The sequence below is a fragment of the Pseudophaeobacter profundi genome (genome assembly GCF_029697505.1).
GTDB lineage: Bacteria > Pseudomonadota > Alphaproteobacteria > Rhodobacterales > Rhodobacteraceae > Pseudophaeobacter > Pseudophaeobacter profundi.
In genome coordinates this window covers 1-12130 of record NZ_JARJEF010000012.1, presented here as the reverse complement: position 1 = coordinate 12130, position 12130 = coordinate 1, and the positions used below count along the sequence as shown (strand labels likewise).

Below are 12130 nucleotides of genomic sequence, written 5' to 3'. Positions count from 1 at the left end.
CTGCGCAGCGATCTTTGCAACGCGATCCTGCCCCTATGCTGCCATGCTTCGTTCACCAGTTGACGGGACCTGGAACAGCTATCCAGAACAGACCGCGAAGAGACCCGCGCGCGATGTGATACCAAGCTTGGCGTAGGCCCTTTTGCGGTAGGTCACCACGCTGGAGGGCGCAACACCAAGGTCGGCGGCGATCACTTCGGCTTTTTGCCCCGAAAGGATACCAACGCAGACGGCCTGTTCGCGCTGGCTAAGAATGGCGAGGGCGGCGGGGATACCTGTGTCCTCCGCGCGTTCGAAATGCATCAGTGCCAACCGCCCGGCAAGGCGTGACAGCCCCGGATCGGGATTGCCTGTATCGGCACAATAGAGGCTGACGAACAACCGAAGCCGTTCGCCCACCGCCAGCACCGTGGACTTTGCTGTCAACCCCGGCGCATCAAAGAACCTCTCGCGGTAGTCTTGGTCCATCGCTTCGGTGATCTCTTCCAGGGTGCGCAGCTCGATGCAGTTCGGCCGCGCCTCTCGCAGATCAGGCAGCAGCGGATCGCGCAGAAAACACCCGTCGAGATATGCCGAGGCCAGTTGCTCGGCGAGGGCTGCATTGGCGTAATGGCACGACAGCAGACACCGCGCCCGCGCGTCTTCGATGGCAAAAATCATGATCTGGTCAACGCCCAGGGTCTCGACAAAATCGACATAGACCAGAGGAAAACTCTCTGATCCCAGGGCAGCAAGGCAGGCATCGATCTTAAGTGCATCCGGTAACATGCGCAGACAGTAGCATGTCCCCCCAGGCAGGGGACAGACGGCGTCGCGCCCGGCCTGCTATCTTCCGCCTTATTCGAGGGAGAACACCACATGAGACCGCAGGGCCGCGCAGAAACGCAATCGCTATATTTCGACTATCCGCAATTCAAAGCCCCGGAAGACCGCAAACATCTTGAGGGGCGCGCGCGCGTGGCCATCGTTGGCGCGGGACCGGTGGGCATGACGGCGGCCTTGGCGCTGGCACGAGAGGGGATCGCATCAGTGCTCCTCGATGCAAAATCAACATTCAACGACGGCAGCCGCGCGATCTGTGTCTCGCGGTCGAGCTTTTACATTCTCCAACGACTCGGCGTTGTGGCGCCTTTTCTCGACAAGGCGCTTGGCTGGACGACGGGGCGCAGCTTCTACCGGGGGCAACAGATCCTCGAATTCGATATGCCAGATGGCCCGGACGAGAAATACCGCCCGATGTACAACATCCAGCAGCAGTACATCGAACAATTCCTCTGGGACGCCATCGCACGGGAACCGCTGATCGAAACGCGCTGGCAAAGCACCGTCGAGGGCATCGAAGATCGGGACGGTGGCCTATGCCTGACGGTGCGCGATCCACAGAGTGTCTACAAGATGACCGCCGACTGGGTTCTGGCCGCTGATGGCGCGCGCAGCGCAATCCGCAAGATGCGCGGGCTGCGGCTGAAGGGGGAAAATTATGAAGGCCGCTATGTCATCGCCGATGTGCAGATGGCGCATGATTACCCGACGATCCGCCGGGCGCTTTTCGATCCGGATTGCCGACGGGGCGGGACGGTGCTGGTTCACAAGCAACCCGACGACATCTGGCGGATCGATTATCAGCTGCGCGACGACGAAGATGCAGACGCAGCCATCGCCGAGACCACCGTACGCGCTTCGGTGCAGGCGGTTCTGGACGATCTGGGCTATGACGGAACATGGGATCTTGAATGGTGGAGCATCTATTCCGCCAACACCCTGGCGCTGGACGACTACCGCGATGGCCGGGTGTTTTTCATCGGGGACAGCGCGCATATCGTGCCGATCTTCGGGGTGCGCGGGCTGAACAACGGTTTGGCAGATGCGCAGAACATCGCATGGAAACTCGCGCGGGTGCTGGATGGCCGCGCGCAAGACGCGTTGCTCGAAAGCTATTCACCAGAGCGCCGCGGTGCGACGCTGGATGTCTTTGCCAATGCCTCGAAATCGGCGCGTTTCATGACGCCGCCGACGCCCGGCTGGCAGCTTATGAGAGACGCTGCGCTAAGCCTCGCGCTGCGCCATCCCTTTGCCGGGCAGCTTGCCAACCCGCGGCAGATGACGCCTTACACCTATTCCGACAGCCCGATCACCGAAATGGATGATGTGGGGTTTAACGGTGGCCCATTACCCGGTGCGGTATTACCGGAAGTGCGTGTCCATAGCGGATATTTGACCGATCTGCTTGGCAGCGGCTTCACGCTCGTCACCTGCAGCACGGCCATTTCCGAGGCCGTGTCGCACGATGAATTGACGAATGTTGTGATCCCGACAGGATCGGCGGTCGATATGGCCCTGCAACTTGGTGCAGATGGCGCATACCTCATTCGTCCCGACATGCATGTCGCATCCCGCTGGACCAAGGCAACGGCAGCACAAGTCATGGCGGCCCTTGCCCGCAATCATGGAGATTTGACATGACAGAAATCGACATTGAGCGCGTCTATGACGCTCTGGCCACCACACTGGATTCCTTGACAGCCGACAAGCGGGATCTGTTCCTGGCCAAAATCGCCCTCTTGCTGGCGCATGAACTCGGCGACGCTGATCGTATATGTGACCTCATCGCCGAGGCAGCCCGCACCAGCCCCGACTGATGTTACAAAATCACGATGCGGCAGGTGGCAGTACTGGCAATTTGTTAGATGCCTTCATCTCTTTCAGCGAAAGGTTTGAGCGAATGCTGGTCACTCCCGGCAGGCGGCGCAGGGTGCTGTCGACGAAGCTGCTGTAATCGTCAAGATCTCGGGCAACGACGATCAACAGGAAATCGTCTGCGCCCGTGGTATTGTGACAGGACAGTATGTTCGGGGTCGTCTCGACGATCCGCTGAAACTCTGCCGTTGCGGCCTGATCGTGTTCCGAACAGCGAAGCTGCACGAAGGCCATGACACCCAGCCCCAGCTTGCGCCGGTTGAGGTTGGCCTGGTAGCCCTCTATGACGCCGCTCTCCTCCAGCCGTTTCAGGCGGCGCCAACAGGGTGTTTCGCTCATGCCCAGCCTTTCGGACAGCTTTGCATTGGTCATGCGGCCATCGTCTTGTAGCAGGGACAGGATGTGGGAATTTACAACATCAATGTCAGGCAAGGGCAGAAACCTTTCGAAATTGGCGAATTGGGAGGGGTTCCCGCCCCAGATTACCGGAAATCATGCAAGATTGGCAAAGTTGTTTCCAGGCTGAACGCTATGATCTGCGCACCTGAAAACCGCAACGGAAAGACACCACCATGAAAGCTGTCCTGTTTGAAAAGTTCCAAGAGGCCCCCAAGCTGGCCATGGTGGATGACCCGAGCCCCGAGGCGCATGGAGTCGTATTGAAGGTCGCAGCAACAGGTGTCTGCCGCAGCGACTGGCATGGCTGGATGGGACATGACAGCGACATCGAGCTGCCGCATATTCCAGGACATGAACTGGCGGGCGTGGTCGAGGCGGTGGGGAAGGATGTCACCAACTGGAAGGTGGGGGACAAGGTCACAGTACCATTTATCTGCGGTTGCGGCAGCTGCTCCGAATGCCACGCGGGGCACCAGCAGGTATGCTTGCACCAGGAACAGCCTGGCTTTACGCACTGGGGATCCTTTGCCGAATATGTCGGCATTCACCAGGCAGACCTGAACCTTGTGGCACTGCCCGAGAGCATGGATTTTGCCACCGCGGCCAGCCTCGGGTGCCGCTTCGCGACATCCTTCCGCGCGGTGATTGATCAAGGTAAGGTAAGCGCGGGCCAGTGGGTCGCCGTGCATGGCTGCGGCGGCGTTGGCCTGTCGGCCGTCATGATTGCGGCCGCTGCCGGGGCCAATGTCATCGGCGTGGATCTCGATCCGGCAAAGCTGCACCTCGCGAAAGACCTCGGTGCTGTGGCCGTCATCAACGGTGGCGAGGCCGATGTGGCCGAAGCAATCAAGGAGATCACGCGGGGCGGCGCGCATGTCTCGCTCGACGCGCTCGGCCATCCTGTTACCATGACAAACTCTATCCTTTGCCTGCGGCCGCGGGGAAAACACATTCAGGTCGGGCTGATGCTGGGCGAGCACGCCGCCCCCGCCGTGCCCATGCCCAAGATCGTGGCGCAGGAGATTGAGCTGCTCGGCTCGCACGGGATGCAGGCGCACCGCTACGGCGCGATGCTCGACATGGTGGCCAGCGGCAAACTCGATCCGGCGCGGCTGGTGGGCAATCAGATCGACCTTGCGGATGCGCCCGAGGCCCTGATGAACATGGACAAGTTCCAGTCCGTCGGCGCCACCGTCATCACCCGGTTCTGAAAATGCGGCGACAGATGCGCAAGATGCAGACAGCATGCCGGACGCGCGAAGCTGAAATTGTAAAGGGGGAGCTCATGTTTGAAAAAGTCGAGGAGCCCCCCGTCGATCCCATCATGATTGGGATGGATTACTTTGCTGCCGCTCTCAGACTGCCTAGAAGCAGCGTGAACCCGTGATTTCGGCGTTCATGTCGTCAAGGGCGGTCGGGTCAACCCGGCGCGCCTCGGCCCCGAGGATATCGGCTGGCGCATCCGTGCAGTGCGGGAAGTAATGATGCAGAGCCAGCCAACACTATCCCGAATACCGGTTGTGACGGCCGATACCAAGTGCCTCAAAAGCCAGCCGAAGCAACATAATACTGGGCTGGCGTCCTACACCGAATGTCCGGTTTTCCGGTGGCCGATCGGCGCGACGATGGGGCACTGCATGAGGGCGACCTGATCGCCATCTCACCGTCACAGGTGCATCGGGCGCGCAATCTGATATAATCCGGTAGAGTTTCTGGAGAAAGAAATGACCAGCAAGCCTAACGATCATTGGGAGCGCATCTACACGACAAAAGACCAGGCCAAGGTCAGCTGGTATCAGGACGCCCCTACCATCTCTCTTGAGATGATCGAAAGGACTCATGTCAGCCGCGATGCGGCACTGATCGATATCGGCGGCGGCACCTCGAACCTGGTGGATGCTCTGCTCGATCGCGGCTTTACCGACCTGACCGTCCTCGATCTCTCCAAGACCGCGCTGGAAATGTCTCGGCAGCGGCTCGGCGATGTTGCAGAGCAGGTTCAATGGGTCGCTGCCGACATCACCGAATGGCAACCGGAGCGGCATTATAGCCTTTGGCACGACAGGGCGACGTTTCACTTCCTGACCGCCCCCCAGGATCGTGCGTCCTATCTCACGGCCCTAAGAACTGCGATCGCGCCCGGAGGGTGGGCGATACTAGCGACATTTGACCTCAACGGCCCCGAAAAATGCAGCGGCCTGCCAGTGGTGCGCTACAGTCCAGAGACACTGGCAGAATGCCTGGGGCGAGAGTTCATCCCCGTGAAACAGTGTCATCACCTGCACACGACACCAGGCGGTGCGAGCCAATCCTTCCAGTTCAGCATGTTCAGACGCAGAGCAGAGGGGTCAGCCCAGTAGCGTGATCCAGCCCCGGCGCCGCTGTAGCACGGGACAGATTGCACCAAACGAACAGCCACCCTGATGTGCCGGTTAAGGCAGCCAATTTGCGAGAGCAAAGCTAGTCGAGAAGTTGAACACCTCAGATCTTCGGACGTCCACCGCGACGCCTTGTTTCGGAATATTCACCATGATCGTTCCCCCAGGTTTGACCGCGACGCCCAGAGAAAGCTTCCCCCCTGGGCAAGTTCAGGATTGCGGATCACTTTCATCCCGGCGCAGTGCCGCCAGCGCTTCCGCGTGCAGCGCGGCACTGGCAGCTGCCACGACTTTCCCCTCGGAGCGCAACGTCAACGGCTGGCCATCCCAATCGGTGACCACACCGCCCGCGCCTTCGATTACCGGAACAAGCGCCATGTAGTCATAGGGCTGCAGGTTCATCTCGAACAATAGATCGACATGACCTGACGCCAGCAAGCCATAGCCATAGCAGTCGCCGCCAAAACGCCGCAGCGCGGTCCGCTTTGAAAGCGCTTCAAACTGCGCCAGACCCGCGACATCAAAGCTGTCCGGACTGGTTGTATATAGAATAGCATCGCGGAGCAGAGTCTTGCCGCTCGTCCGACAAGGGGTGCCGTTCAGCAGAGTAGGTTTGCCACGCTGACCAATCCAACGCTCGGCGGTGGGCGGAATGGAAATCAGCCCAAGATCGGGGTTCCCATCGATCAGACATGCGATCAGCGTGCCAAAGGTTGGCATGCCAGAGAGAAAGCTCTTGGTTCCGTCGATCGGATCAATGACCCACAGATTGGCCGCATCCAGCCGCGTGGCTTCCTGCTCTTCGCCAAGGATGCCATCTGCGGGGAACCTTTCAGAGATTTGACGCCGCATCTCTTTCTCAATGGCCCGGTCCGCCTGGGTGACCGGAGAATCGTCAGCCTTGGCCTCAACATCCAGTGGCTTTCGGAAAAAGGTCATGGCCATGGCGTCGGTCGCATCGGCCAGACTCGCTGCAAATTGAGCCTTCAAGTCCGTTTCAGGATGGGGGGGGATCATCTGCATAAAAATTCCTCGAATGCGGGTTCTGGCAGGCTGTGACTACCTGCGTTGCAAATTAATTGTAGACAAATGCCACAAAAACGCAAGACTACACAAATAACCCCAAGCTCAAAGAACTGAACGGGGCAATCAGAACGGGTCTTCGCAAGGGCCCGCAGTCTTCCGGATACAGGTCCGGGCCAACAGTATGGACCAACAAGGAGATCAATATGAAAACCTGGATGCAGACCACCGCTCTTACAATGGCGGCGCTCGGCTTTGCCGCGCCCGCCCTTGCCGATGACCTGACTGTGTACACCGCCTTGGAAGAAGAAGAGATCGCCGCATATGTTGCAGCAGCGCAGGCGGCGATGCCCGACACCAAGATCAACGTCTTGCGCCTCTCCACCGGTAAGCTGGGTGCGCGGCTTCTGGCCGAGGCCGGGAACCCGCAGGCCGATGTGATCTGGGGTTGGGCGGTCAGCGCCATGATGGACCCGCAGATCCTTGATATGATGGAGCCCTACGAGGCGACTGGGGTCGAGGTGCTCCCTGACAGATTCCGTGGCGAAAACGGGAAGTGGTTCGCCCCGATCGGCTATATGGGCGCCTTCTGCGTGAACACAGCCCGACTGGAAGAAAAAGGCCTGCCGATGCCAACCAGCTGGGCGGATCTTGAGAATCCTGCCTTCAAGGGCGAGGTGGTGATGCCTGACCCGAATTCTTCCGGCACCGGGTATCTGCACGTCAACGCGGTCTTGCAGGGCATGGGTACAGAGGCCGGCTGGGCCAAACTCGCAGCCATCGACCCCAATATGGCGCAGTATACCTCTTCTGGGTCAAAGCCCTGCAAAGCGGCGCGTGTGGGGGAATATACCGTCGGCATCTCGCTGGCCTTTACCGCGATGCAATCGATCGAAGAAGGCTACCCATTGGCGATGGTCTTTCCCGAAGGTGGCGTTGGTTACGAGCTAGAGGCCTCCGGCCTGATGGCAAGTTCGGACAACAAGGAGGCCGCTCAGGCATTCCTTGATTGGACCATGTCAGACGAAGCCATCGGATTGTATCAAAGCTATAAGGCATTGATCACCATACCAGGTGTTGACGCATCCAAAGCAGCCGAGGCCGCTGGCCTGCCCGCTGATATTTCGACGATCCTTGCCGATGTAGATTTTGTTGAGGCGTCGACCCAGCAAAGCGCTGTGAAAGCACAATGGAAAGAGAAGTTCGGCCGCTGAGCCAAACACCGGGGCGGCCAAGAGCCGCCCCGGTACAATTTCGGGCCTGGTCGTGGACCGCCCGAACGCCAAGGAAAGCACCCCGATGTATCTGACCGTCCGTGACGCCACAAAAACCTACGGCACCTTTACCGCGCTCGACCGCGTATCCATCGAGATCGAGAAGGGAGAATTTGTCTGCCTGCTTGGCCCTTCGGGATGCGGCAAGACCACCCTGCTGCGGCTTATCGCAGGGCTGACCGAGCTGGACGGAGGAGAAATCACGCTCGAAGAGGTGGCCCTGTCGGACCTGCCCGCCCGCAAACGAGGCTTTGGCATTGTTTTCCAGTCCTATTCCCTGTTTCCAAACATGAGCGTAGCCGAAAACATCGGCTACGGACTCAAAATCCGCAATGTTCCCTCATCCGAAATCGCAGCGCGGGTGACAGAGCTTTTGGAGCTGGTGAAGCTCCCGCAGGTGGCCAATAAGCTCCCCGGTCAGCTGTCCGGCGGACAGCAACAGCGGATCGCCCTGGCGCGGGCAATTGCGGTCGATCCACGGGTCCTCTTGCTGGATGAACCCCTGTCGGCATTGGATGCAAAGGTTCGTGCGACATTGCGCGATGAGATCCGGCAGGTGCAGCGCTCGCTTGAAATCCCGACGCTCATGGTGACCCATGACCAGGAAGAAGCCCTGGCACTTGCCGACAAGATTATCTGCATGAACCATGGCATCGTCGTTCAGGCGGGCACGCCCGAGGATCTGTACCACCGTCCTGCCACACGGTTCGTGGCGGAGTTCATGGGAAGCAGCAATTTGCTGTCCGCCGAAGACGTGGCAAAATTCTACCCGGATCTGCTGGCAACACGCCCCGCAAGCACAGAGACATATCTGGCCTGCATCCGCCCCGAACAGATCGAGCTGATACCCGCCGAGGATGGCACCGCTACAGTGCGCAGCATGAGCTTTCTAGGCAATCTTCAGCGACTGGAAGTGGACAGTCCCACCGGACCTTTACTGGTCGAGACCCACGGCAGACCCTGCTGCTGCACAGGCGACAAAGTCCACCTGAGCATCGCATCACAGGACTGCACTTGGGTTCTTGATGACGCCGATCAGCCCAAGGCCATTCCAGCATGAGCAGCATTGACCAGACTTCCCGCCCTCGCTCGCGCCAGTCCCTTGACGCCGACCGGCTCTTGACGCTGGCCTGCGTTGGCTTGCCACTGATCGGGCTGATCCTGTTCTTTGCTTATCCAATGGTCATCGTGTTTTTGCGTTCCATCACCGTCGCAGACGGCTACGGAATCGGCAATTACACCGAGGTGCTTGGCTCTGCCGGTTTCTGGCGGGCGACGCGGCATTCACTGACGATGGGCGGCGCGACCACAGCGCTCAGTGTCTTTCTGGGCTTCATCCTTGCGCAGGGCCTCTATCGCTGTGCCTTCAGGGGCAAATGGCTGATCCGAGGTATCATCGTCCTGCCACTGCTGGCGCCTTCGCTGGTGCAGGCACTTGGGCTTATCTTTCTGCTGGGGCGCAATGGCGTCATCAGTCGGGCGCTTGGGATCGAGATCGAGATCTACGGCTTCTGGGGGTTGCTGATCGCCAACACGCTCTACGCGCTGCCACAGGCGGTTATGATCATCGGTGCGGCACTGGTCCTGTTGGACGCGCGCACCTACGAGGCAGCCGAGGTCATGGGCGCGTCCCCATGGCGACAGTTCCGCGACCTGACGCTTCCTGCCGCGCGGTTCGGTATCCTGAACGCAGCCTTTGTCTGCTTTACCATCACCATCACCGATTTTGGCAATGCCGCCGTGATCGGTGGCGATTATTCCGTGCTGGCAACCGAGATCTACAGTCAGGTTGTTGGGCAGAGAAACTTCAACATGGGCGCCGTCGTTGGCATCATGCTGCTGCTGCCAACGGTGATTTCCTACAGCATCGAACGGCAGGCCATGAAGCGGCAGCAGGCAGGGCAGACCACCGGACAGGTCGCCTACCAACCCAGCTTTTCACCGCTGCGCGACCTGAGCATCGCAACGGTTTCACTGCTGATCTGTGCGGGGATTGTCGCCGTCATCGGGATCGTGATCTATGCCAGTTTTGTAAAACTGTGGCCCTACAACATGTCGTTTTCGTTCAAACACTACAACATTACCCTGGCAGGCGGGTATTCGTCCCTCTGGATGACCATCGTCGTATCCTTGGGGGCATCGGTCGGCGGAACCATTGCTGTGTTCATGTTGGGGCTTGGCCTGCGCCGCCTGCCGCAAGCGCTCGCCCAGCCGATACAGATCCTCGCGGCGATGCCTGCCGCCGTTCCTGGAATGGTCCTCGGTCTGGCCTATATCCTGACCTTCAACTCCACTGCGACACCGCTTTACCTGCTCTATGGTACCGCCGCGCTGATCGCCATCATCAACTTCTACCATTACCACACACAGGGGTTCCTGACCGTGATAACAGGCTTTCGCCAATTGCCGCCTGCACTGGAGGAAGCATCAGGTAGTCTTGGCGCCGGACTTGGCCGCACCGCCCGGGATATCGTTGTGCCCTTTGTCGCGCCAATGCTGGTCTCCGTCTTTTTCTTCCTCTTCATGCGCTCCATGGTGACGCTTTCAGCCGTGGTCTTCCTGACCACCCCAAACCTGAGTGTCGCCGCCGTGACGATCATGCGCCTCGACGATGCCGGGCTGACCTCACAGGCGGCGGCCTTCTCCACTTGCGTGATGGCCGTGGTCTGTGTAGCGATCCTGTCCATGAGGATAACTCTGGCGCTTATCGGACGTCGCAGTCGGAACAAGGGAATGGCTTGATGTGGGCAAAGGAGCGTCACCAGCGGATTTTGTCGATGCTCACCGCGAACCGGCAGGTCAGCGCCAATGACCTTGCCGGAATGCTGGGCGTGTCGCGCGAAACCGTGCGGCGGGACCTGCTCGACCTTGAGGAGATTGGCAAAGTGACGCGGGTACACGGCGGTGCCGTCCTGCCCGAAGCCCGTTCAGAGGATCCTTTCCACCAACGCATGTCGACGCAGATCCGGGCTAAATCCGAAATGGCCAAGAAAGCGGTCGGCCTGATCCAGCCCGGCCAGACAATCATGGTGGATGCCGGATCAACCACCGCTGTCTTCGCCCGCGAATTGATCAAAGTCCCAGGCGTTTCTGTTATCACCAATTCACTGGACATTGCCACAACACTGCAGGCAGGTCGAATGGACGTACTGCTGCTGGGCGGCCGGATCGCTACCGATGTGCCTGCCACAGTGGGCGAACTCACGCTATCGGAGATCCGTCGCTTTGAGGTCGAACTCTGCTTCTCTGCGCCCGTTGCCCTGCACCCGGAAAAAGGGTCCTTTTTCTATGACTTGCAAGAGGCCGAAATCTCCATCGCGATGGCCGCGCAAGCCCTGCGGACCGTCGCATTGGCTGATCACACGAAACTGGGTACCACCAATCGTGTTCGTGCCTGGGACGTGGCAGAGATCGGAACACTGATCACCAACCGCGCCGCACCCGAAGCCCTGCTGGATCAGTTCCGAAACACCAACATTGAAGTCGTCTAGCCCTTTGGGTCTGGCTGTCAGCTTTGCCAGTCCTGTTTTGAATGACGCGAGTCCCATTTTCATTCGAAATGCCCTGCGCTCCTGAAATGTCCGGCATTCAAGGTTAGCCTGTTCTCAAACCAAGGCGACGGTCGGGCGCTTTTCGTTTGGACCTGTCCCATGCGGCTGACGGCACCGACAGCACCGACAGTATGTCCTGTTAGTTTTCACATTTGAGGATTGTATTGGAAGGGAGCTTGTCGCTGTGTTTCGCGCGCGAACTGCTTCCACAGTGCTTCCACGGGTTGGGAATGCAGTGCGCCTTTGCTGCTGTTGTTTGCTGTGGCGCGTAGCACCGTTGCAGCACTGCGCATATAGCAGCAACGCAGAAAGCCTCCCAAGGGAGGCGTTAAGTGTCTTATTTTGTTATGATTTATTGGTTGCGGGAGCAGACAACCGTCGCAACCTACCCACCCTTTCGGCTGCGGTTTAGTTCACGTGCAAACGAGAAGTGTGAACTGACCTCATTAGCCCTTAGCAACAATGGCTGCAGCCAGCCGAGGGCGTGTGGAAACTCGCTTGATTTCTCGACGAAGAGGATTTTTCGGTTGATTTTGTGGAGGCACCCGGATTTTTGACCATTGTGGCACCTTGTGCGCCGGAGGGCGCTGAATCTGTGCTTTTGTGGCGATTAATTGGGCGCGATTTGAGCTGAGCGCCCCTAATCAGACCGGAATTGCGGCAAGAAGCCCACGCACCCCGATCAGGTTGATCATCCTCTTGATCTTGTAGGCGAGGACATGGAATGCCATCTCGGTGCGGACATTCTTGAGCGTGCGCATCCGGAAGTGCGTCGCACCCATCCAGGCTTTGATTGTGCCGAACGGGT

The 12130-nt window shown here is 59.1% G+C and carries 11 protein-coding genes and 1 pseudogene; 8 read left to right on the top strand and 4 right to left on the bottom strand.

All coding sequences use genetic code 11. The features are described from left to right. Positions 1 to 78 precede the first annotated feature (78 nt). Complete coding sequence (locus P2081_RS16600) at positions 79 to 768, bottom strand: helix-turn-helix transcriptional regulator (RefSeq protein ID WP_278923986.1); 690 nt, start codon at positions 766 to 768, stop codon at positions 79 to 81. 90 nt (positions 769 to 858) lie between these two features. Between P2081_RS16600 and P2081_RS16595 the strand changes: the two genes are divergently transcribed. Together P2081_RS16595 and P2081_RS16590 are read left to right on the top strand one after the other, a co-directional pair. Continuing rightward, entirely contained in the window at positions 859 to 2463 is a 1605-nt protein-coding gene (locus P2081_RS16595) for an FAD-dependent monooxygenase (RefSeq protein WP_278923985.1), read from the top strand. After that, entirely contained in the window at positions 2460 to 2639 is a 180-nt protein-coding gene (locus P2081_RS16590) for a hypothetical protein (RefSeq protein WP_278923984.1), read from the top strand. The genes P2081_RS16595 and P2081_RS16590 overlap by 4 nt, the downstream gene beginning before the upstream one ends. A 10-nt stretch (positions 2640 to 2649) precedes the next feature. Here P2081_RS16590 and P2081_RS16585 read toward each other — a convergent pair whose 3' ends face one another. Then, the gene (locus P2081_RS16585; protein WP_278923983.1) at positions 2650 to 3129 is read right to left on the bottom strand and encodes an Lrp/AsnC family transcriptional regulator; all 480 of its coding nucleotides are present in this window, start codon (positions 3127 to 3129) and stop codon (positions 2650 to 2652) included. 140 nt (positions 3130 to 3269) lie between these two features. On the opposite strand from P2081_RS16585, the gene P2081_RS16580 reads away from it, so the two are divergent. Together P2081_RS16580 and P2081_RS16575 are read left to right on the top strand one after the other, a co-directional pair. Beyond that, positions 3270 to 4307, top strand: a complete 1038-nt coding sequence (locus P2081_RS16580; protein WP_278923982.1) for a zinc-dependent alcohol dehydrogenase family protein — start codon at positions 3270 to 3272, stop codon at positions 4305 to 4307. 513 nt (positions 4308 to 4820) lie between these two features. Further along, entirely contained in the window at positions 4821 to 5456 is a 636-nt protein-coding gene (locus P2081_RS16575; RefSeq protein ID WP_278923981.1) for a class I SAM-dependent methyltransferase, read from the top strand. A gap of 228 nt (positions 5457 to 5684) precedes the next feature. Here P2081_RS16575 and hisN read toward each other — a convergent pair whose 3' ends face one another. After that, positions 5685 to 6497, bottom strand: a complete 813-nt coding sequence (gene hisN, locus P2081_RS16570) for a histidinol-phosphatase (RefSeq protein ID WP_278923980.1) — start codon at positions 6495 to 6497, stop codon at positions 5685 to 5687. 206 nt (positions 6498 to 6703) lie between these two features. Here hisN and P2081_RS16565 point away from each other — a divergent pair, with 206 nt between their 5' ends. The 4 genes from P2081_RS16565 to P2081_RS16550 all read left to right on the top strand — a co-directional run bounded on the left by P2081_RS16565 (position 6704) and on the right by P2081_RS16550 (position 11262). Next, entirely contained in the window at positions 6704 to 7711 is a 1008-nt protein-coding gene (locus P2081_RS16565) for an ABC transporter substrate-binding protein (protein WP_278923979.1), read from the top strand. An 85-nt stretch (positions 7712 to 7796) separates the two neighbouring features. Then, a complete protein-coding gene (locus P2081_RS16560; protein WP_278923978.1) occupies positions 7797 to 8831 on the top strand; it encodes an ABC transporter ATP-binding protein in 1035 nt (344 codons plus the stop codon). Next, positions 8828 to 10513 carry an ABC transporter permease subunit gene (locus P2081_RS16555; RefSeq protein ID WP_278923977.1) on the top strand — a complete coding sequence of 562 codons (1686 nt, stop codon included), beginning with the start codon at positions 8828 to 8830 and terminating at the stop codon, positions 10511 to 10513. Before P2081_RS16560 ends, P2081_RS16555 begins: the two co-directional genes overlap by 4 nt. Then, positions 10513 to 11262 carry a DeoR/GlpR family DNA-binding transcription regulator gene (locus tag P2081_RS16550; RefSeq protein WP_278923976.1) on the top strand — a complete coding sequence of 250 codons (750 nt, stop codon included), beginning with the start codon at positions 10513 to 10515 and terminating at the stop codon, positions 11260 to 11262. Before P2081_RS16555 ends, P2081_RS16550 begins: the two co-directional genes overlap by 1 nt. A gap of 704 nt (positions 11263 to 11966) precedes the next feature. Here P2081_RS16550 and P2081_RS16545 read toward each other — a convergent pair. Beyond that, a pseudogene (locus P2081_RS16545) lies at positions 11967 to 12130 on the bottom strand (IS5/IS1182 family transposase); the annotation flags it as partial.